The sequence below is a fragment of the Nostoc cycadae WK-1 genome (assembly GCF_002897135.1).
In the GTDB taxonomy this organism is placed as follows: domain Bacteria; phylum Cyanobacteriota; class Cyanobacteriia; order Cyanobacteriales; family Nostocaceae; genus Nostoc_B.
In genome coordinates this window covers 105,811-126,325 of record NZ_DF978435.1, presented here as the reverse complement: position 1 = coordinate 126,325, position 20,515 = coordinate 105,811, and the positions used below count along the sequence as shown (strand labels likewise).

Here is a 20,515-nt window from a genome sequence, read left to right as displayed (position 1 = left end):
GCTTCACCGTCTTCAAACAAGGTGTTTTCAACTGTGGCACCGTGAATGGCGCACAACAGCGCTCCACCGAGTACACCTGCTACTCCCATCATGTGGAAGGGGTTGAGTGTCCAGTTGTGGAACCCTTGCAAGAATAACAAGAACCGGAAAATTGCGGCTACGCCAAAGCTGGGTGCAAAGAACCAAGATGATTGTCCCAAGGGGTACATCAGGAAGACGCTGACGAATACCGCGATGGGTGCTGAGAATGCTAGGGCGTTGTATGGACGGATACCTACCAGACGCGCAATTTCAAATTGCCGCAACATGAAGCCAATGAGTCCAAAGGCTCCGTGTAGTGCTACGAATGGCCATAATCCACCCAACTGAATCCAACGGGTGAAGTCGCCTTGCGCTTCTGGCCCCCACAACAGCAATAGGGAGTGTCCCATGCTGTCTGCTGGTGTTGACACTGCTACTGTCAGGAAGTTGCAGCCTTCTAGGTATGATGATGCTAATCCGTGGGTGTACCACGAGGTGACGAAGGTTGTACCGGTTAGCCAACCGCCTAGTGCTAGGAAGGCGCAGGGGAATAATAATATCCCTGACCAACCTACGAATACGAAGCGATCGCGCTTTAACCAGTCGTCTAGTACGTCAAACCACCCTCTTCTACTGGGGGCCCGTCCTACTGCGATGGTCATGAGAGTGAATCTCCAAATATTTTCTTATAAGTACAGTTCTGCTTGTAGGCTCTTTTGTAGCAGCCTCTTCTATGCAGATTTTTAACTGGTTTGTCAATCCAGTTTACAATTTTTTACTGACTCTAATAATTCTAGGTGAAAATCGTTAATTTTTCCAGTGGATTCTGAATCAAATTTAATCTTGGGAAATTCAGGAAGTGGAGTGTCGGGAGTTGGGAGTGGGGTTTGAGGAAATTTTCTTAGTTCCAGAATTCTCTAATTTAAATGTTATGTTCTAGGCTTTAACCCCCAATCCTTAATCCTCGAACGCTAAAATGATTGCTACAGCTATGTTTGATTAATCCTAAATGTTTACCATTGACATAAGTGTAAGAAACACCGCTTTCCCTATATCTATACAGCGTAAGTCGACAGAGGATGCTGAGGCTGTCTATCAGCTAATTTTGGCAGCAATGCGTTCTGGCAATCCTGATATTGTGGAACTCAAGTGTGAAGGTAAGACAGAGAAAAAAATCGCTGTTCGCGCTAGTGAAATTTCTGGGGTACAGGTTATTCAGAAAGATGGTGTCAGTACTAGCAGTGGCAGACCACCCGGCTTTTTTGCCTTGGCTGGTGAGTAAGGTGTAGCAATGGCAGAAGTGGGCATTCAAGTCAAAGACTTAAATTTCAGTTGGCCTAATGGTGAGATAGCCGTTAAGTCTTGCTCTCTAGAAGTTCCCAAAGGTGAATTTTGGATGCTTTTGGGTACTAATGGTAGTGGCAAATCAACTCTCCTCCGACTACTGGCGGGGCTGTTGCAACCTCAGTCTGGTGAAATTGGTATCTTACCCCCTGTCGGTTTTGTGTTCCAAAATCCCGATCATCAGTTGGTAATGCCAACTGTTGGTGCGGATGTGGCTTTTGGTCTAGTGGAAGAAAAACTGCCGCCTGCAACAGTGAGAGCAAGGGTTGCGGAAGCTTTAGGGGCTGTGAATTTGCTGCAACTGCAATTACGCCCTATATATGCTTTGAGTGGGGGACAGAAACAGCGTGTGGCTATTGCTGGTGCGATCGCTCGTCACTGTGAAATCTTATTATTAGATGAACCCACAGCTTTACTCGATCCTGATAGCCAACTAGATTTAGTGGCTGGTGTCCACCGCCTAGTCAAAAGTCGGGGTATTACAGCTTTATGGGTGACTCATCGCCTAGATGAGTTGAATTACTGCGACGGTGCTTTCTTACTAGATAAAGGTTCTTTAGTTGATTGGGGTGAACCTCAACGCCTCAAACAACGACTGATGACAGTAAATGATGAATTACCCTAAATGCTGAAGTTAATTCATCAATAATTATTAACATATACAACGCGTCTTATTAAAGGCGCGTTTATATTTTTTATCCAAGAGAATAGGTTACAGGGAAGGAGTAAAAACGCTAGTACCAAAAGGGTTTTCAGCCTCTCAATTGATTGATGAAATTATCCTCTCTGCTACTCGTCTTCTGAAATGGACAGCTTTTTCTAGTTTAATTTTGCAATCTCTTCGCATTATTTTGTAATTTGTAACATAGTGTTACAGGTAATGCTTCAATTACTATAAAAGTTATGAATGGATTGTGTTAACTCTCTTAAATTGTGATTAAAAACCATGCCCCGTTCCTCAGCCCCAGCCGTTCTGTTAGTGGACGGCTACAATATAATTGGCGCTTGGCCTTGTCTGAAAAACACCCGTGATAGTGCTGGCTTAGAGGCAGCACGAGGAGAACTGGTCGAAGCGATGATCGGTTACAGTGCTTTTCAAGGTTATGAAACGCAAATAGTTTTCGATGCTCAATATCATAACGCTTCTAGTAATAGGGAAATTATTACAGAACTTGTTTCAGTTTATTACACTGATTTTGGGCAAACAGCAGATACATACATCGAAAAGTTTTGTGCCTCTTTGCGTTCACAGATTGCTGCTTCTCGTGTTTCACGCATGATTGTGGCTACTTCAGACAGAGCGCAACAATTGGTGGTACAAGGTTACGGGGCAGAATGGTTATCAGCACAACAACTGTGTAATGCTGTGGAAACGACAGTTTGTCGAGTACGTCAAAAATATCAAACGCGCAAAAAATCCAATAGTAGATTTTTAGCTAGTGCTATTGATGATAAAGCGCGGCAAAAGTTGGCAGCGTTACGAATGGGATTGCAGTAATTATTGCTATCCAAAAGTCTCTAATCTGCCTCTAGAAGGGGTCGTTGGGGAAAATCATCGGAAAAATTAGGGTGGGGAAAAAAGTTGGCGAAAGTACTTGCTATTTCTGAGTGACTACGCTAACATTAGAAACTGTGAGCGACAGCATTCCTCAGTAGCTCAGTGGTAGAGCGATCGACTGTTAATCGATTGGTCGCTGGTTCGAATCCAGCCTGGGGAGTTTTAAATGTATGAAGGATGAAGTATGAAAAACCAGATTTCAAACTTCGTACTTCATCTTACCAATACCTATGGTCACTAGATGACAATGTAGTTTTTCTTAATCATGGTTCTTATGGTGCTTGTCCGAAAGCGGTGTTAAGGATGCAGCAGAGTTTGCGATCGCAGTTGGAACAAGACCCAGTAAATTTTTTTGGGAGACAGTGGGAACCGCTGTTAGACAACGCCAGGAGCAAGTTAGCAGCTTTTATTAATGCTGATGTTCAAGATTTAGTATTTGTCCCGAATGCTACAACAGGTGTGAATTCAGTGTTGCGTTCTCTGACTTTTTCACCTGATGACGAAATTCTGACAACTAACCATGAGTACAACGCTTGCCGCAATGCTTTAAACTTTATTGCTAGTCGCACTGGTGCAAGGGTAGTTGTAGCCAAGATTCCTTTCCCCTTAGAGTCTCCAGAGCAGATAATTGCAGCAGTATTAGAGAAAGTTTCAGCCAAAACCCGACTAGCACTATTAGATCATATAACTAGCCAGACAGGGGTCATCTTTCCTATGCAGCAGCTAGTGAAAGAGTTGCAGGCGCGGGGTGTCGAGACATTGATAGATGGCGCTCATGCACCAGGAATGATTTCTCTGAATATGCAGGAGATTGGTGCAACTTACTATAGCGGGAATTGTCATAAATGGCTTTCTGCACCTAAAGGAGCAGCATTTTTGTATGTGCAGCGGGATAAACAACCAGAAATTCATCCGCTAACAATTAGTCACGGTGCTAATTCACCGCGCACTGATAAAAGCCGCTTTCAGTTGGAATTTGATTGGACAGGTACAGATGATCCTACAGGTTATATGTGCGTACCAGAAGCGATCGCTTTTATGAGTTCTCTGTTACCTGGTGGTTGGCTAGAATTAATGCAGCGAAACCATCAGTTAGTTTTACAAGCAAGACAGCTACTTTGTAAAGAATTAGAAGTACAACCACCTTGTCCAGAAGAGATGATTGGTTCTATGGCTGTTGTACCCATACCTGTTAGTTTGGAAAATTGTAGTCATGTCTGGCTACATGATGAATTATTTGATCAATTTGGCATTCAAGTACAAGTAGTCCCTTGGCAGGAATCACCGGGAATGCTCATTAGGATTTCAGCCCAAATTTACAATACTTTAGAGCAGTATCAGTATTTGGCAACAGCACTCAAAAATTTATACAGATAAATCTGACTTTTGATGAAAATTTAGGTTGCTCTGGGAAAATTATTTTTTCTTTTCAGTCTTGCTGCACCTGTGATGTTAGCAACGAAGATAACATCGATTGTACTAGGCTTTGGAACAGACTGATACCGTTTCACTTTAAATTTGATACAAATAGACCGCAGAGGGGCGGAGGAGAAATTATTCGTATCATTTATTTAGTGAAATGGTATGAGAAGTACCATCTACTTTGAATTTGTGCTGTTGTCTCATCTGTAGAATGGGAACCTAACCTTAAACTAAATTTCTTTCTGTAAAACAGAATACTATTTGCCAAACTTTCCGGATACACATTCAGAAACTAAGTAGCAGTAAATATTAGAGTTCACAATAAATATCTGCTATGCGTGTTACATTTTCACTTTTAGTTTCTAGTTTGGTGTTTGGTTCTTTGGTTTTTAACGGTTCAGACCAGTTAAATAGCTCACATAAACTGATTGGTGATGCAGAAGGAAAAATGTTGTTATCGGCCAAGCCTAAACCTAAACCCAAATCTAATGAGCCAGAAAATCCCACTCCTCATCGCGGTAGTGGACGCAGAGATTTAATTGAATCTCTCAATAATGCTTTTCCTGCTGCGTAGAAGTTGTTCAGGCTAAAATGCAATCAATCCCAAAACAAATTTAATATTTTCTCAACATTTCATCCTTAAAGTCTTTTTCTATAATGTGTTTGCCTCTTTTCATTAGCAACACCAAGCAACCGTGCTGAATTTATAACATCACCTATTCCTTGAATCAGATAATTTTTTGAGATTTTACACTTCAAAATCAAGGGCATCTCATTCAAATATTTTTTAACCTGGCGGAGAAATCTGCATCTAGCCAGAGCATAAGTGCGATCGCTTCATCCCTATACAGAGAGCGATAACATAAGAACAAACTAGCATCTCAGGGTATCGACCCCAAGAATTTGCCACCTTTGTAATAGCGAGTAAGGACGAACAGATGTTCGCCCTTACTTAATTTAAACGCTAGTTTTCTCTTTTTCTATCTCGTTCTTTTTAATGCCGTTGATGAACATTGGCACAAACTTATCCATAAACTCTTGTGGATTACGCTGCCAAGCTTTTTGCGCTGCTTGAATTCTGGTAAATTGCAATTCAGGGGCAAGTAAAGCTTGTGGTAGGCGTTCCATTAGGTACTGGGGACGTTCCCACAATGGCATAGTGTTTGCCACTTCTACCAGCCTTGTAACGCGGCGCAGTTCTGCACCTAGGGTAATATCCATACCTGATTCGTAGGCGGCTTGTTCAATGGCGGCATATTTACGCTTGGCTTGCTCAACTTTTTGCCGATGTTCTGGACTTTTATCGGCTATTTGGGCTAACCAACGGTTTCCCCAACGGACGTGTCCGGCTTCTTCTGGCAGGATTTTTTCGATGGTTTCGCGGATTTTGATATTTTCTTCGGTTTGTGGTGCTTGTTTGAGGGCGTAAATGTGGGCAGAGAAATACTCACAGCCGCGTTTTTCGGTGATGTTGATTGCTGCCATACCAGCAATTATGGTGTCATCCAAGTTAGTTTTTGGGTCGTGATTACTTTTATCTAGCAGCCATTCAAATTCATCGATATAAGGCATTCCAGGGGGATTTCCAACATCGGCTCCCAGTTCTACTAATAAATCAGTTAGCCACATAGCGTGACGCGCTTCATCAGCAATGTGATGTGATAAATCTCGCACTAGTTCTCGTGGCTGTCCGTTTAGTTTTTCAATTACCTCAGTTAGGTCTTTGCAGCTCCGTTGTTCGCTGTAGCGGTAGCGGTTGAGGGTCATTAGATGTAGTTCGCGATCGCAAACTACCCGTTTTAAGATATCTCTTGCACCTAGACTATTCTGGAATTTCCGTGGGTAAGTAACTGTCATGGTATGAAGTTTTATTAACTGTCATTTTTGATGCTATCTCAGTTTTTTCTTCCTTGCCGGAAACCAGAATGATGATTTTTTGTAAAAGTTACCATGAGCCAGAATATCAGCAATTCCTGACTTTTACGAATCTGAGTCACACAATAATACTCATTACAGGCTCGCAAATATTAAGATTTGTTTTATTTAGCCCATAAAAAACAAAACGGTAACTTAAGCTACAGTTTTTTTGCTATATTCATAAATGAAAGGACTATCAGCTAAAAATATATAACTAAAACCTTAAGGGGGACTGAAGTATGTCTATTCAAGAAAAATCTCGTGCATTGATGGTGCGTCAACATCAACAAGTTAAAAACCGTCAACAATCAATGCTGATGCGGGCTGCACAAGAACTCGGTCTTCCTGAGGAAGCATCCAATTACTGGAATCCCATTCAAGGCAAGATAGACCAAACTGCACGGACGATTTATGGCAGTAGTAACGCTTCGATGAGCTAGGTTAAAAAAGTTGTCAATAGCGTTAACTCATAAAAAAAGCCACCTCTCAAGGTGGCTGTGAAAAATCACTACTGAATATAATTAGCAGTCGTAATAGAGATAAAACTCATAAGGATGAGGACGTAACTGCAACTGCTCAACTTCATTAGCCAGTTTGTAGTCAATCCAATTTTGGATGAAGTCTTCTGTGAACACGCCTGTTTCGGTTAAGAAAGCGTGATCATTCTCTAAGGCCGCCAATGCTTTATCCAGAGAACCAGGAGTAGAAGGAACCTTCGCCAGTTCTGCTGGAGACAGTTCATAAATATTCTTATCTAAAGGCTCACCTGGATCAATTTTGTTCTTGATACCATCCAAGCCAGCACAAAGCATGGCTGCAAATGCCAAGTAAGGGTTAGAAGTAGCGTCTGGACAACGGAACTCTAGGCGTTTTGCTTTGGGGTTTGTGCCAGAGAGAGGAATACGCACAGAAGCAGAACGGTTTCCTTGGGAGTAAGCCAAGTTAACAGGTGCTTCATAACCTGGTACGAGACGCTTGTAGGAGTTGGTTGTAGGGTTGGTGATGCCTAATAGTGCTGGTGCGTGTTTAAGAATGCCACCAATGTAATGTAGTGCCATTTCACTCAAACCAGCATACTTATCGCCTGCAAATAAAGGCTTGCCATCTTTCCAAATGGACTGGTGACAGTGCATACCGGAACCGTTATCGCCAAAAATTGGTTTTGGCATAAAGGTAACGGTTTTGCCGTATTTCTTGGCGACGTTCTTGATGACGTATTTGTAGGTCATTAGCCAGTCAGCCGCTTCAATTAACTTACCAAAGCGGAAGCCGAGTTCACACTGACCACCAGTTGCAACTTCGTGGTGTTGCTTTTCAATGGGGACACCGCACTGTGCCATTGTCAGCAACATTTCTGTCCGAATGTCTTGGAAACTGTCGGTTGGCGATACTGGGAAGTAACCTTCTTTGAAGCGTGGTTTGTAACCTAGGTTGGGGCCTTCTTGTCTACCAGAGTTCCAACGACCTTCTACAGAGTCTACGTAGTAGTAGCCGGAGTTGGCAGTTTGGTCAAAGCGGACATCATCAAAAATGAAGAATTCAGCTTCTGGCCCAAAGAAAGTAGTATCACCAATACCAGTAGAAACTAGATAATCAACAGCTTTTTGGGCGATAACGCGTGGGCAACGGTTGTACCATTCCCCTGTGCGGGGTTCCTTAATGCTACAAATTATGCTTAGGGTTGGCTCTGCCATGAATGGGTCAATCCAAGCTGTGTTGGGATCTAACACCATTGTCATGTCTGATTCTTCGATACCTTTCCAACCCCGAATGCTGGAACCGTCGAAAGGTACGCCATCAGAGAAAGAACTTTCATCGATTTGGTTATGGTACACGGTCAAGTGCTGCCATGTTCCTGGTGTATCGATGAATTTCAGATCAATCATCTGAATGTTTTGGTCTTGGATCAACTTCAAGACTTCTTGTGGGGTTGTCATTGTTACTCCTTCTCTGCCAATTTCCTATTGTAAAACCAGAATCTGCCAAAGCATTCTAACCCTACTGATCCGCACCAAGTTGTGACACACCTGGATTATCGTAAAGATTTGAGATTAGAGAATTATGTAGTTTTTGTTACAGATTCTCTGGATTACAGGTTATATTAACCTTTCGCACGTCATCTGTACAAAACTGGAAAGTTCATTTCATCGGGGACAACTTTGGCATAGAATCCTTAAATAGCGGATAGATTGTTTTTGTGCAGAACTTATTTTAAATAGCACAAAAATTTACTGGTGCGTAAGTGCAGCCAAATAAATATCAAACCATAGAAAGCAACGATTGGGAGAAAAAGGAATGCGCGATGCAGTCACAAGTTTAATTAAGAATTATGACGTAGCTGGACGTTATTTTGACCGGAATGCGATCGACAGCTTGAAATCTTATTTTGACAGTGGTACAGCACGGGTACAAGCTGCGGCTGCTATCAATTCAAATGCGGCTGCAATTGTCAAGCAGGCTGGTTCTAAATTATTTGAAGAACTACCAGAATTGATTCGTCCTGGTGGAAACGCCTATACAACTCGTCGTTATGCGGCTTGTCTGCGGGATATGGACTATTATCTCCGCTACGCTACTTATGCGCTGGTTGCTGGTAACACAAATGTGTTGGATGAGCGTGTACTCCAAGGGTTGAGAGAAACTTACAATTCTCTAGGTGTACCCATTGGCCCAACAGTTCGCGGTGTCCAGTTAATGAAGGATATGGTTAAGGAACAAGTAGCAGCAGCTGGTGTAGCTAATACTGCTTTTGTGGATGAACCTTTTGACCACATCACCCGCGAGTTGAGTGAGCAGGATGTTTAGAAGTCAAGCATGAAACAGAGACTAGGGACTAGAGACTAGAGACTAGTAACTAGTAATCTGTATTTTTATTGCTGCTGTGGATGTCTTTTATCTAAATTTTTGTAAAGCGATCGCTTCTCGTTAACTTAACCAAGAGGCGATCGCTTTTTTTACAGCTATTGTACTTAAGGAGTAATCTTCAACCGATGCCTGTCAGAAATATCTATCATGTCGCAGTTGTTCAAGCATTAATAGCAGATGGTTGGACAATAAGCAACGATCCTTTTTATCTTGCCTATGGTGGTAGAGAACTTTACATAGATATTGGCGCGGAAAAAGTTACTATTGCTGCTGAGAGAAATAATGAAAAAATAGCGGTTGAAATCAAAAATTTTCTACACCTTTCTCCTGTGACTGACTTGTAAGATGCTGTGGGACAATATGAAATTTACCGCACTGTGCTTAACGAATTAGAACCAACACGCTAACTTTATTTAGCAGTACCTAAGCGAGTTTACGAAGGTATATTTTCTGAACGCTTTGGTCAGCTAATTATTACTAATAACAGATTTTGCTATATCTTAATTATTTTGGATGTAGTAAATATTACACATATATCAATGGGCAAAAAGAAGAAGACTTCTGCATCCATAACTCTGCTATCGCCAAGAGCAAATAGCTGTAAGCTGTTGTAGTGCGTATTTCACTATCGACTATGGCAACGATTAACGACAACTACCTGAAGCTGAAAGCTGGTTATCTATTCCCGGAAATTGCGCGACGGGTAAATGCCTTTGCGGAAGCTAACCCTGATGCTAAAGTCATTCGTTTAGGAATTGGCGATGTAACTGAACCTTTACCAGAAGCGTGCCGCACAGCGATGATTAAAGCTGTGGAAGAAATGGGCGATCGCGGAACTTTTAAAGGTTACGGCCCAGAACAAGGTTATGCTTGGTTAAGGGAAAAAATTGCGGCTCAAGACTTCCACGCACGCGGCGCAGCTATAGACGCTGACGAAATATTTATTTCTGATGGTTCCAAGTGCGATACAGGTAATATTCTTGATATCTTTGGTAACAACAACATCATTGCTGTTACTGACCCTGTATACCCTGTATATGTAGACACCAATGTGATGGCAGGACACACAGGATCAGCCAATGATAAAGGCGAATTTGAGGGCTTAGTATATCTGCCTGTGACCGCAGAAAATAACTTTACGGCGGAAATTCCTAGCCAAAAAGTCGATTTAATTTATCTCTGTTTTCCCAATAACCCAACTGGTGCAACTGCAACTAAAGAACATCTTCAAGCGTGGGTAGACTACGCCAAAGCCAACGGTGCAATTATTTTCTTTGATGCAGCTTACGAAGCGTATATTACAGATCCGTCGTTACCTCATTCTATTTACGAAATTGAGGGTGCGAGAGATTGTGCGATCGAATTTCGCTCTTTTTCTAAGAATGCAGGTTTTACCGGAACTCGTTGCGCTTTAACTGTTGTACCCAAAACTTTAAAAGCCAAAGCCGCAGATGGTTCCGATGTAGAATTGTGGAAACTGTGGAACCGCCGCCAGTCCACCAAGTTCAACGGCGTGTCCTACATTGTTCAACGCGGTGCAGAAGCAGTTTACTTTGAAGATGGACAAGCACAAACAAAGGCTTTGGTGAGTTTCTATTTAGAAAACGCCAAAATTATTCGAGAAAAACTCACAGCCGCGGGACTAGCTGTTTATGGCGGTGTCAATGCGCCTTACGTGTGGGTGCAAACTCCCAATAGTCTTTCTAGTTGGGATTTCTTTGATAAATTGCTGCATACTTGCAATGTAGTTGGTACACCTGGTTCTGGTTTTGGTGCAGCGGGTGAAGGTTACTTCCGTATTTCTGCATTCAATAGCCGGGAAAATGTTGAAGAAGCTATGAAGCGAATTACAGAGAAGTTTAAGGTGTAGGAATTTATGGTAGGCGAGGCAGCGCGTTAGGCGGCTCTGCCGACTTGAAGCGACTGCCGCGCAAAGGAAAATTAACTTGTTTAGTAGGCACAATCTGATTCATGCAAGAGGTCTAATATCGAATGAGGCTTGTTCAAGGACATATTGCTATTCTCCTGCGCTCAAAAAATATAGCAGGAGGCAGGAGGCAGGAGGAAAAGTCTGATTATTCCTGGCATTCAAGCTTTCAAATTGTCCTAACATATCTGACTACAGCTATAGCTAATCAATTGCAACGCTATAATTCTGCTCTTCCCATTTGTTGCTATCAATCCAAAAAAAAGTAAAGCTGATTGACTGTTTTTGATTGTCAGACACAGAAATATCGACAAAATCAACTCCTAACTTTGTAGAAGTAGAAGGCGTATCTTGTGTAGTTTGCCAATTATCCTGCGACCAGTGTAATTGAAAAGATACTAAAGCTTGAATTCGCAATGTATAACCTCTTTTAACTTTGCCTATTTGACGATTAAATTTCCAAATTTCTAATGATTTACATTGCTTTCTTGCGCCTAAATATCGATTTGCTACCTCTGGAATTAAATCAAATACCTGACCTTCATGAGTTGACCGCAACAGTTTGATATATTCAGCGTGCGCCCACATTAAAGGCATTGCGGAACCTGTTGGTTTGCCTAAATACAGATGCACATCAGGTTTATCTGCTTCATCCCAAACTTGTTCTGGAAGCAAACAAGAGTTTGAAGCAAATCCTTCCATTGCTTTGATATATGTTTTGACATCACCACCAGCAGCTAATTCATAATGTCCTCTTTCTCCTGTTAAGAGAGGCCAAGCACGTCCTTTACCCCATCTTGTATAAGCACTGCCATCTTCTTGCTGTCCATAGCCGTCGTAATTATAACGATGCCAACAAGACCCAACAGGTGTATCTACTTTTAAGATTGCATCTATTACTTTGACAGAATCAACAATAATTGGGTCATCAGGTTTACGAATTCCATAACGTACCAGTTGTAAAAACCCGCCATCGACAATTTCTTTGGCTGGAAATTCTGCTCGTTTACTAGGTGGTTGACTGCTGATCAAAATAGTTCCCTGATTGGGATTTTCGTTAGGTTGAGGATTATTGATATCTGATGGAGTAATCCGAATATAATGCCGTTTGATGTCAGGAACTAAGGTTCCTTCGGTAGTAACTGTCCAGTCTTCAATATGAGATTCTAAAAAATCGGCGTACTCTTCGATAAATTCTGCTGTTGCTTTGTCGCCACGCTCACGAGCAAAGTTAGCTGCACAGATTAAGCCAGCAATATTACAAGCGAGTGTAGAAGGTGAATAGCCGCTACATTCTTCCCATCGTTCTTGTTGGGTAACTGGGCCGTGACGAATTAAATAACCCGCTGCCCGCAAAATCATGGGATAAATATCAAAGTTTAGTGCTACCTTTTCTTTGTGTAAAAGCCATGCTAGAAGAATGGGAAATGCGACTTCATCTAGTTGGATACCTGTCCAGTAGGGTTCGCCATTAACCCAGAAGTTTTGAGCAAATCCGCCGTCTTCTTGCTGGCTGGTGGCAAGATAAATGAGCGATCGCACTGCTGTATCTGTTTCCCCAGCCGCTACTAAACCTGCTACACTGCTCACCATGTCCCTTGTCCAGACAAGATGATATCCCCCTTGCTCTTGGTCGTCTTTGGCTTCACCCCAAGGGATAGCCAGAGATGCAATTAAAGCACCGGGATAAGTTTTGTCTTCATGTGCCAACAACAAACTAACGCTGTTGTGATACAACTTCCCATCATCATAAGAAACATTTTCTAATGGTTTGATATCGTTGCGCGATCGCTTCCACTGTTCGTTATATTGCTGTTTCTGCTGTTCAAAAGGCAGATTAAGGGACTGAAACAGTGTAGAAATTGCATTATGCAGGGTTGTGCCAAATGCCAACCCTAAAGTAAACTCATCACTTCTATCTAGATTTAATTTTCCAGTGAGAGCTAAGTTACCATCTACCGCACTATCAAATTCCCAATCCATTTGGAAATCATCAGCTAAATCTGTCCAGCCATCACTTTGACCCACATAGCCGCAGGAAAGACGAGTAAACGGGACTGTTGCACCTAGCGCCAGCCAAGTTCCGCCTTTTTCTGCTACAAGAATATTTTGTCCAGCTACTTCTACTGTGTAGCCATTATTATTTTTACCACTCACTTCCAAATGTGGCGCACACAAAGCGTATAAATGAAGTTGGTCAATAAACTCGCGCTCTCCTGTGATTTTTGTGTGCTGTAAAATACAGGATAAATGCGGGTCAGCAATCACTTCTTTGATAATGGTATAACGCCCTTGTGGATCAGAATTAGTGATGCGGTATCCTAAACCATGCGTCCACAGGTGTTCTACTTTTGATTGCAGATGGCGATTCTCCTCGTGAAAAAAGCTTTTGCCATCAGAAATGAGATATTGTAAATCTCGAATTTGGGGTCTGTCTACTGTTGGATGGTATATTTCAGTCACAACACCGTTCCAGATAGTAAACCAAACATGACTGGAGGTAGAGTAAGCTGTTCCAACTGCATCTTTATTCGCATGAGTCCAGCGCGGCTCAATGCCTGGTGAGCCAAACGCCTTTTCTTGACTGAGAATTTTCATGATTTAGCTTTGAGTGGCTTTTTAGTTATTTAGAGATTTTGTGTTTATTGAGAAATTGCCGAAGATTTGCGAGTTGCATTTAAGGATTTAGCTTCAATAAAAATTTGTTTTATTTCTGGATGTTTTTGGCAAATCTTGGTTTCTAGTCTCTCAACAGTTAATGCTATTTCTTCACCTGTGAGATTTTTAGCAAACTGGATTTCTAAGTTGAGCAATACTTCTTGTGGCGCAAGCTGCATGGTTAGCACCCGAATCACTTCTTGTACACCTGGTTCTATTTTCGATAAAGAGCGAATATTGGCAACAGTTTGAGGATTGGCACTTTCACCAACTAATAATCCTTTACTTTCTCTTGCTAGTAATACTGCAACTACAGCTAAGATAATGCCAATAATGATTGAGGCGATACCATCAAAATAAACATTGTTAAATAAATGCCCTAAAAAAATTCCTATTAAAGCCACAATCAAACCTAAAATTGCCGCAGAGTCTTCAAATAATATAGTAAATACTGTAGGGTCTTTACTGTTTTTAATTGCTTGCCAAAAAGTTTGATTACCCTTAGTGGGCAGAAATTCCTTTAAAGCCACAGTCCAAGAAAAACCCTCAAATATGATTGCTAAACCTAGCACAATATAATTCCACATTGGGTCTTCTAAGGGGCTGGGGTTAATTAAATGAGTTATGCCTTCATAAATAGACATTCCTCCACCAATGGCAAAGATGAAGATAGCAACAATTAAAGTCCAAAAGTAAAGTTCTTGCCCATAACCAAAGGGATGGCTATCATCTGCTGGCTTTTGACTCATACGAATTCCCAGCAGCAGTAATAATTGATCGGCAGTATCTACTAGTGAATGAATACCCTCAGATATCATCGCTGAACTATTGGTCATGAAAGCAGCGATAAATTTAGTAATAGCGATCGCTAAATTAGCACCCATCGCCGCAAAAATAGTTTTCTTAGATGAATCTGATGCCATGAGGGATTGGAAATTAAGATGTTTACTCAATACTCAGCACTTTCTAGCCATTCTCTGTAAAACCTGGATACAAAGTCATGCCACCATCTACAAACAAAGTTGTACCGTTGACATAATCAGAATCATCAGAAGCTAACCAAACTGCGGCTTTGGCAACGTCTTCTACATCTCCGATTCGTTTTGCCGGAATTAGTTGGAGTAACTTCGCCTCAGCTTGTGGGGTATCCCAAGCTGATTTATTGATGGGTGTTTTGATTGCACCAGGGGCAATACTATTAACACGTATTTTATGGGGGGCTAGTTCTTGAGCAATACTTTGCATCATCATGTGAATACCGCCTTTACTAGCAGCATAATTAACATGACCAGCCCAAGGAATCACCTCATGCACTGAACTAATGCAGATAATCTTACCTGCGGCAGATGAAATCTGCGGTCGCACTCCTCGACGTAAGAATTCTTTGGCTGCTTCTCTAGCACATAAAAATTGTCCTGTTAAGTTTACCCCAATTACTTGATTCCAGTGATCAAGGGTCATATCTACAAAAGGTGAATCTTTTTGCAAACCTGCATTATTTACTAAGATGTCAATAGTTCCAAAGTTCTGGAGTGTTTGTTGAAACATCGCCTTAACTTGGTCTTCCTGGCTGACATCAGCTTGAATGGCAAAAGCTTCACCATTATTTGCTTTAATATCATCAACTATTTTTTCGGCTTCTTCGGCTTCAGAATGATAGTTAATCGCGACAGCTGCACCGGAGGAAGCCAAATAACGAGCTATCGCTTCACCAATGCCAGAACTAGCACCTGTTACCAGTGCTTTTTGACCTTTGAGCAGGTAAGAAGAATAGCTCATAATGTTTCCTTAATTTATTAAAATTTAGGGTTTTATTGTTGCTAATCCCAAAAAATGTGCTTTCTATGAAAATATTTAACAATATTGAATGTAATTCCTAATTTAACTATTGCTAAAAATGTGATAAAAATCACACAAGTATGTATTTAATTTTCTACATATATTGCTTTAACTCTGGGATTACTTTAGATGTTTGCCGCGGCGATCGCCTCCAGCTAGTGGAGGAATCAAAAACTCTTGCCAAAGAGCTAGAAGAATTTCATTTCATTTTCACAATTTTATGAAATTCTTAAATCATCAAGATAGCAGCACTTATTTCTTAAGTAAAAATAGATTTTTTCAAATTTAGATTTATTCATGTAAAAATTTTCAAGTGTAATTAACAAAAATCAACAAATCATTTTGATAATAAATCACTCTTGGGATAGTATTCTTTATTCTATTTGTTAGATAAGAGTTACTAAGAATACTTTTGTGGAGAGAAATTTAAAGCTGAAAACTCAAGAATAAATTTGACTTTGTTTTAGGATTAATTTGTATTCCAGCATCTAGCGATCGCCAGGAGAAAGCGATGTTCGCGCTGAATTTGAATAGCCAAAATCTCCCGTACCCCGACCCAGTACACCCAATTGTTGTCCATTTTGTCATTGCAATGGTGTTTTTCTCATTCATTTGCGATGTCATTGGTTATTTCACCCGCAATACACGTTTGTTTGAGGTTGGTTTTTGGAATATGTTTGTTGCGGCGATCGCAATTTTTGTAGCCATAATTTTTGGAGAGTTTGAAGCAGGGCTGGCACAAATTTATCCAGCAGTCCAGCCTACACTTAATTTTCATACCCTCATGGGTTGGTCACTGGGGGCGATATTTGCCATTATTACAGCTTGGCGGTTTGTAATTCGCGATCGCCACCCCCTAAAATTACCCCCTGCTTACCTTGGTGTCGCAACGTTTTTAATTTGCCTAGTATTCTTGCAAATATATCTCGGCAGCAAATTATTTTGGGTATATGGGTTGCACGTTGAGCCTGTGGTTGAAGCCATGAAGCAGGGAGTTTCACCATGAACTCGCCACTAATTGACTCTTTAGGCTTGCGGTTCGGTGCTAACGGACTACCTTACGAAGTTCCCCTCCATCCACAGTTAGTACACCTGACACTGGGTTTGTTCATCATTGCCATCTTTTTTGACATAGCAGGAGCTATTTTTCCCATCGAAAGACCAATCTTCAAATTTTTGGGTATTCCCGCCATCCGTTCTGGTTTATTCGATGTTGGTTGGTACAACCTGCTAGGGGCTGCTGTCGTGACATTTTTCACTGTCGCATTTGGTTTTTTTGAGCTAATGCTGGCAAACCCACCAATTAATCAAAAAAGTGATTGGGGATTAAACGCCTCTTGGACGATGCTTTTACATGGTTTGGGAGGTGTTTTGTTGTTAGGAATCATCGTTGCGATGACTGTCTGGAGAGGCTTACAACGCTACTACTGGCTGAAAAATTCTTCCAGACAAGTGCAGTGGTTTTACTTGTTAGTAGGCATTTCCATCATGGGTCTCTTGTATGTTCACGGAACTTTAGGAGGGCAATTAGGCTCAGAATTCGGGGTTCACATCACTGCTGCAAAGTTACTCCAAGAGGGCGCAAACCCAAACTTACTACCCAAATAAACGAGAAACACTCTGAATTTATGTCTAGATTTTTAGAATATTTCCTAATAGCTAGTTATATTGCAGTGTTGCTTGTTGTGAGCAATTGGATTGGGGCGCAAGCCTATTCTTGGCTGCCTGTGGAAGCTACAGCAGAAGCACAAAAGGTAGATAGTTTGTTTAGCTTCTTAACCTCAATTGGCGCGTTTATTATTCTTGGCCTTGTAGGTATGATGGTGTACTCGGTACTGTTCTTTCGCGCACCTAAAAATGACTATAGCGAGGGACATCCATCCAGAGGCGATATAAAACTAGAAGTTTTATGGACAGCCGCTCCAACCTTGCTAGTTTTGTGGCTGGCTTTCCAAAGCTTCAATATTTATCAGCAATTAGATATTCTAGGTTTACAACAAGTTGTACATTTGCATACACCTCTAGAAGAACCAGTCTATGCCACATCAATCAGCGATATCCCTAAACCGGCTGATGAAACTATTGAGGTGTTCGTAAAGCAGTGGGATTGGACTTTCCGCTATCCAAATAATGCTACTAGTGATGAATTACACTTACCTGTAAATCGTCGGACTCGTCTGAATATGCACGCTAAGGACGTACTTCACAGTTTTTACGTCCCTGAGTTCCGCTTACAGCAGTATATTGTCCCCGGACGCGACATTGACCTTGTAGTTACACCCACTCGCATGGGTGAATACAAGCTTAAAGATGCTTTATTTAGCGGTACATACTTTGCTTTGATGGATGCCAATGTACACATTGAATCTCTTGAAGAGTATAACCAGTGGCTGACCACAGCAGAACAACAACCACTAGCTATCAAAAATCAGGCTGTTGCTGAGTATACCCAACCACCAAAAACATTATTGAAAACTGGCTGGTACACTGTAGCACCTGAGCCGCCAGCGATCGCACAGAGCGCACCGCCCAAAAGGCTAACCGCAAATGAAAGGAAAGTAATGAATGACGACACATGATTCTATAGATACAACGCCGCAAAACGATCCTGAAAATAACTGGCGACATTACTTCAGTTTCAGCACTGACCATAAGGTAATCGGCGTTCAGTATATGGTGATGACTTTCATTTTCTTTTTGATTGGCGGACTGTTGGCGATGCTCATCCGTGCTGAACTGATTACGCCAGCATCAAATGTAGTTGATCGTCCTCTGTACAACGGCTTGTTTACCTTGCACGGGACAATCATGATTTTTCTCTGGATTATCCCGTTCAATGCAGGTATCTCTAACTACCTAGTCCCACTGATGATTGGCGCGCGGGATATGGCTTTTCCCCTGCTCAACGCCATCTCTTTTTGGATTCTGCCACCCAGCGGACTTTTATTAATCTCCAGTTTCTTGCTACCCAATGGTACGGCGCAGTCTGGCTGGTGGTCTTATCCACCAATAAGTTTGCAAATTCCCCCAGGTCAGCCGATTAACGGTGAATTTATTTGGATTGTGAGTATCGTCCTGATTGGCATCTCTTCAATTATGGGGGCTGTGAACTTTGTCACGACAATTTTTTGGATGCGCGCCCCTGGAATGACATTTTTCCGAATGCCTGTGTTTGTTTGGTCAGTTCTCAGCGCCCAGTTGTTGCAGCTAGTTAATTTGCCTTCCCTCACAGGTGCATTAATACTACTGTTATTTGATCTTAATTTTGGCACGCAATTTTTTAAGCCCTTGGAAAATGGCGACCCAATTATTTACCAGCATTTATTTTGGTTTTATTCCCACCCCGCAGTTTACATCATGGCATTACCAGCCTTTGGTATTTTTGCCGAGGTGCTGCCAGCCTTTTCCCGGAACCCCCTATTTGGCTATCGGTCATTAGCTGTTGCTTCTTTAGGTATTGCTGTAGTTAGCATCTTTGTTTGGGTACATCACATGTTCACCAGTGCTACCCCTGGCTGGATGCGGATGTTATTTATGGTGACATCAATGTTAGTTGCTGTACCAACTGGTGTAAAAGCATTTGGTTGGACTGCCACAATTTGGAAAAGTAAGCTGCACTTAGAAACACCCATGCTATTTGCTATGGGAGGTGCGGCCATGTTTCTGCTTGGTGGTGTCACTGGGGTGATGTTGGCAGCAGTACCGTTTGATATTCACGTCCACAATACTTACTTTATAGTGGGACACTTCCACTACATCGTTTTTAACACCATCACGATGGCAATTTTTGCTGCCATTTACTTTTGGTTTCCGAAGATTACCGGACGGATGTACGCTGAAGGCTGGGGTAAGGTGCATTTTTGGTTAACTTTTATTGGTGCTAACCTCACTTTTTTTCCTATGCTGCCATTAGGTTTACAGGGAATGGTACGCCGAATTTCCTCTTACGACCCACGTTATCAAGGATGGAATATCCTCGCTAGTTTAGGAGGATTTTTATTAGGAGTTTCTGTACTGCCTTTTATTGCTAATATCGTGGGTTCTTTGCTATACGGACAGAGAGCAAGTAATAATCCCTGGCTGGCTACAGGATTGGAATGGACAACGACTTCACCACCACCGCGAGATAACTTTGAAGAGATTCCCGTTGTCAAAAGACCACCTTATGACTATGGAGACCCCAAATACTCAGTCATAGAACCTCATGACTATCATCAGCAAGAAAACTAAGAACTAATGGCAAATAACAAAAGTTATGAATCTATAAATCGTGGTGTTATTCATGTAGATGAAAGTCCTATCCCTTTAGAACGGTGGCGGCAATATTTACCAAATTGGCTCAAGCGTTTTTTACCAGTCCGTGGTGGACGTGCTGAAGACCATCATGGTAAAGCAATTTTTGGGTTTACCGTGTTTTTGTTGTCAGAAACTATAGTTTTTTTGAGCTTTATTTTTACATACGTTGGACTGCGCTTAACCCACTCAAAAAATTGGCTACCACCGGGAATTTCGGGGCCGGAATTGTCTATTTTTGTAATTATTAACACGGTAATTTTACTATCCAGCAGCTTTGTCATTCAACCAGCAGAAAATGCTCTCAAGCATCATCAGCTAAATAAATTCCGTTGGTTATGGCTGATAACAATTTGTATGGGAACTTATTTCTTAATAAGTCAAGGAATTGAGTGGAAAAATCTTGATTTTGGGTTAAGTACGGGATTGGTAGGTTCAACATTTTATGTATTAACTGGTTTTCACGGTTTACACGTTCTGACTGGCGTGATTCTGCAAATAACTATGCTTGTCCGTTCCTTCAGACAAGGTAACTACGAAAAAGGTCACTTTGGTGTGAGTGCAACCACTTTGTTTTGGCATTTTGTTGATATAATTTGGGTGTTTTTATTCTCTCTTCTCTATCTTTGGTAGGCATAAAAAAATATTCAAAAGTTAGCAGTATTTTTAGG

The 20,515-nt window shown here is 41.6% G+C and carries 20 protein-coding genes and 1 tRNA gene; 15 read left to right on the top strand and 6 right to left on the bottom strand.

Translation table 11 applies throughout. The annotated features are described in order from the left end of the window. Positions 1-683: photosynthetic reaction center family protein (locus tag NCWK1_RS21225; RefSeq protein ID WP_479691900.1), on the bottom strand; the 683-nt coding region annotated here is incomplete at its 3' end. 347 nt (positions 684-1,030) lie between these two features. Here NCWK1_RS21225 and NCWK1_RS21220 point away from each other — a divergent pair. From NCWK1_RS21220 to patX, 6 genes are all read left to right on the top strand, one after another. After that, positions 1,031-1,303 (top strand): UPF0367 protein family, encoded by a 273-nt coding sequence (locus NCWK1_RS21220; RefSeq protein ID WP_096578799.1) that lies wholly within the window; start codon positions 1,031-1,033, stop codon positions 1,301-1,303. A gap of 9 nt (positions 1,304-1,312) precedes the next feature. Then, entirely contained in the window at positions 1,313-1,990 is a 678-nt protein-coding gene (locus NCWK1_RS21215; RefSeq protein ID WP_103126074.1) for an ABC transporter ATP-binding protein, read from the top strand. Positions 1,991-2,311: 321 nt separating this feature from the next. Continuing rightward, entirely contained in the window at positions 2,312-2,863 is a 552-nt protein-coding gene (locus NCWK1_RS21210) for an NYN domain-containing protein (RefSeq protein WP_103126073.1), read from the top strand. 148 nt (positions 2,864-3,011) lie between these two features. Continuing rightward, a tRNA-Asn gene (locus tag NCWK1_RS21205) sits at positions 3,012-3,083 on the top strand. Between the two features lie 17 nt (positions 3,084-3,100). Next, positions 3,101-4,300 carry an aminotransferase class V-fold PLP-dependent enzyme gene (locus NCWK1_RS21200; protein WP_103126072.1) on the top strand — a complete coding sequence of 400 codons (1,200 nt, stop codon included), beginning with the start codon at positions 3,101-3,103 and terminating at the stop codon, positions 4,298-4,300. Positions 4,301-4,679: 379 nt separating this feature from the next. Further along, entirely contained in the window at positions 4,680-4,919 is a 240-nt protein-coding gene (patX, locus tag NCWK1_RS21195; RefSeq protein ID WP_096578807.1) for a heterocyst-inhibiting protein PatX, read from the top strand. A gap of 383 nt (positions 4,920-5,302) precedes the next feature. Here the strand turns inward: patX and NCWK1_RS21190 are convergent, their stop codons facing one another. After that, the gene (locus tag NCWK1_RS21190; RefSeq protein ID WP_103126071.1) at positions 5,303-6,202 is read right to left on the bottom strand and encodes a ferritin-like domain-containing protein; all 900 of its coding nucleotides are present in this window, start codon (positions 6,200-6,202) and stop codon (positions 5,303-5,305) included. A gap of 299 nt (positions 6,203-6,501) precedes the next feature. On the opposite strand from NCWK1_RS21190, the gene gifA reads away from it, so the two are divergent. Further along, positions 6,502-6,702 (top strand): glutamine synthetase inactivation factor IF7A, encoded by a 201-nt coding sequence (gene gifA / locus NCWK1_RS21185; protein WP_096578811.1) that lies wholly within the window; start codon positions 6,502-6,504, stop codon positions 6,700-6,702. A gap of 81 nt (positions 6,703-6,783) precedes the next feature. Here the strand turns inward: gifA and glnA are convergent, their stop codons facing one another. Beyond that, positions 6,784-8,199 (bottom strand): type I glutamate--ammonia ligase, encoded by a 1,416-nt coding sequence (gene glnA, locus NCWK1_RS21180; protein WP_096578813.1) that lies wholly within the window; start codon positions 8,197-8,199, stop codon positions 6,784-6,786. Positions 8,200-8,557: 358 nt separating this feature from the next. Here glnA and apcB point away from each other — a divergent pair, with 358 nt between their 5' ends. The 3 genes from apcB to NCWK1_RS21165 all read left to right on the top strand — a co-directional run bounded on the left by apcB (position 8,558) and on the right by NCWK1_RS21165 (position 10,997). Beyond that, positions 8,558-9,067 carry an allophycocyanin subunit beta gene (gene apcB / locus NCWK1_RS21175; protein WP_096578815.1) on the top strand — a complete coding sequence of 170 codons (510 nt, stop codon included), beginning with the start codon at positions 8,558-8,560 and terminating at the stop codon, positions 9,065-9,067. Between the two features lie 185 nt (positions 9,068-9,252). Beyond that, positions 9,253-9,471, top strand: coding sequence for an element excision factor XisH family protein (locus NCWK1_RS21170; RefSeq protein ID WP_103126070.1), 219 nt, complete (start codon positions 9,253-9,255; stop codon positions 9,469-9,471). A 290-nt stretch (positions 9,472-9,761) separates the two neighbouring features. Continuing rightward, positions 9,762-10,997: an LL-diaminopimelate aminotransferase gene (locus NCWK1_RS21165; protein ID WP_103126069.1), complete on the top strand. Its 1,236-nt coding sequence runs from the start codon at positions 9,762-9,764 to the stop codon at positions 10,995-10,997. Positions 10,998-11,258: 261 nt separating this feature from the next. On the opposite strand, the gene NCWK1_RS21160 is transcribed toward NCWK1_RS21165, so the two are convergent. Genes NCWK1_RS21160 through NCWK1_RS21150 form a run of 3 tightly spaced genes read right to left on the bottom strand, consistent with a single transcriptional unit; the run spans position 11,259 to position 15,491 of the window. Then, positions 11,259-13,652, bottom strand: coding sequence for a glycoside hydrolase family 15 protein (locus NCWK1_RS21160; RefSeq protein ID WP_103126068.1), 2,394 nt, complete (start codon positions 13,650-13,652; stop codon positions 11,259-11,261). Positions 13,653-13,696: 44 nt separating this feature from the next. Then, the gene (locus tag NCWK1_RS21155; protein ID WP_103126067.1) at positions 13,697-14,635 is read right to left on the bottom strand and encodes a cation diffusion facilitator family transporter; all 939 of its coding nucleotides are present in this window, start codon (positions 14,633-14,635) and stop codon (positions 13,697-13,699) included. 43 nt (positions 14,636-14,678) lie between these two features. Then, positions 14,679-15,491: an SDR family oxidoreductase gene (locus NCWK1_RS21150; RefSeq protein WP_103126066.1), complete on the bottom strand. Its 813-nt coding sequence runs from the start codon at positions 15,489-15,491 to the stop codon at positions 14,679-14,681. Positions 15,492-16,062: 571 nt separating this feature from the next. On the opposite strand from NCWK1_RS21150, the gene NCWK1_RS21145 reads away from it, so the two are divergent. From NCWK1_RS21145 to NCWK1_RS21125, 5 genes are read left to right on the top strand one after another with little or no spacing between them, the layout of a single operon-like run. Next, positions 16,063-16,557, top strand: a complete 495-nt coding sequence (locus NCWK1_RS21145; protein ID WP_103126065.1) for a DUF2231 domain-containing protein — start codon at positions 16,063-16,065, stop codon at positions 16,555-16,557. After that, positions 16,554-17,159, top strand: a complete 606-nt coding sequence (locus NCWK1_RS21140; protein ID WP_103126064.1) for a DUF2231 domain-containing protein — start codon at positions 16,554-16,556, stop codon at positions 17,157-17,159. The genes NCWK1_RS21145 and NCWK1_RS21140 overlap by 4 nt, the downstream gene beginning before the upstream one ends. Before the next feature lie 20 nt (positions 17,160-17,179). Further along, a complete protein-coding gene (locus tag NCWK1_RS21135) occupies positions 17,180-18,130 on the top strand; it encodes a cytochrome c oxidase subunit II (RefSeq protein ID WP_103126063.1) in 951 nt (316 codons plus the stop codon). Further along, entirely contained in the window at positions 18,117-19,781 is a 1,665-nt protein-coding gene (locus tag NCWK1_RS21130) for a cytochrome c oxidase subunit I (protein WP_096578826.1), read from the top strand. Before NCWK1_RS21135 ends, NCWK1_RS21130 begins: the two co-directional genes overlap by 14 nt. A gap of 33 nt (positions 19,782-19,814) precedes the next feature. Next, positions 19,815-20,477 carry a cytochrome c oxidase subunit 3 gene (locus NCWK1_RS21125; protein ID WP_103126105.1) on the top strand — a complete coding sequence of 221 codons (663 nt, stop codon included), beginning with the start codon at positions 19,815-19,817 and terminating at the stop codon, positions 20,475-20,477. Positions 20,478-20,515 lie beyond the last annotated feature (38 nt).

Coding starts and splice junctions, on each gene's coding strand:
- NCWK1_RS21190 (WP_103126071.1), bottom strand. CDS start 6,202: ATGACAGTTACTTACCCACGGAAATTCCAGAATAGTCTAGGTGCAAGA.
- NCWK1_RS21160 (WP_103126068.1), bottom strand. CDS start 13,652: ATGAAAATTCTCAGTCAAGAAAAGGCGTTTGGCTCACCAGGCATTGAG.
- NCWK1_RS21220 (WP_096578799.1), top strand. CDS start 1,031: ATGTTTACCATTGACATAAGTGTAAGAAACACCGCTTTCCCTATATCT.
- NCWK1_RS21165 (WP_103126069.1), top strand. CDS start 9,762: ATGGCAACGATTAACGACAACTACCTGAAGCTGAAAGCTGGTTATCTA.
- NCWK1_RS21215 (WP_103126074.1), top strand. CDS start 1,313: ATGGCAGAAGTGGGCATTCAAGTCAAAGACTTAAATTTCAGTTGGCCT.
- gifA (WP_096578811.1), top strand. CDS start 6,502: ATGTCTATTCAAGAAAAATCTCGTGCATTGATGGTGCGTCAACATCAA.
- apcB (WP_096578815.1), top strand. CDS start 8,558: ATGCGCGATGCAGTCACAAGTTTAATTAAGAATTATGACGTAGCTGGA.
- NCWK1_RS21170 (WP_103126070.1), top strand. CDS start 9,253: ATGCCTGTCAGAAATATCTATCATGTCGCAGTTGTTCAAGCATTAATA.
- NCWK1_RS21200 (WP_103126072.1), top strand. CDS start 3,101: ATGAAGTATGAAAAACCAGATTTCAAACTTCGTACTTCATCTTACCAA.
- NCWK1_RS21140 (WP_103126064.1), top strand. CDS start 16,554: ATGAACTCGCCACTAATTGACTCTTTAGGCTTGCGGTTCGGTGCTAAC.
- NCWK1_RS21210 (WP_103126073.1), top strand. CDS start 2,312: ATGCCCCGTTCCTCAGCCCCAGCCGTTCTGTTAGTGGACGGCTACAAT.
- NCWK1_RS21135 (WP_103126063.1), top strand. CDS start 17,180: ATGTCTAGATTTTTAGAATATTTCCTAATAGCTAGTTATATTGCAGTG.
- NCWK1_RS21130 (WP_096578826.1), top strand. CDS start 18,117: ATGACGACACATGATTCTATAGATACAACGCCGCAAAACGATCCTGAA.
- patX (WP_096578807.1), top strand. CDS start 4,680: ATGCGTGTTACATTTTCACTTTTAGTTTCTAGTTTGGTGTTTGGTTCT.
- NCWK1_RS21145 (WP_103126065.1), top strand. CDS start 16,063: ATGTTCGCGCTGAATTTGAATAGCCAAAATCTCCCGTACCCCGACCCA.
- NCWK1_RS21155 (WP_103126067.1), bottom strand. CDS start 14,635: ATGGCATCAGATTCATCTAAGAAAACTATTTTTGCGGCGATGGGTGCT.
- glnA (WP_096578813.1), bottom strand. CDS start 8,199: ATGACAACCCCACAAGAAGTCTTGAAGTTGATCCAAGACCAAAACATT.
- NCWK1_RS21150 (WP_103126066.1), bottom strand. CDS start 15,491: ATGAGCTATTCTTCTTACCTGCTCAAAGGTCAAAAAGCACTGGTAACA.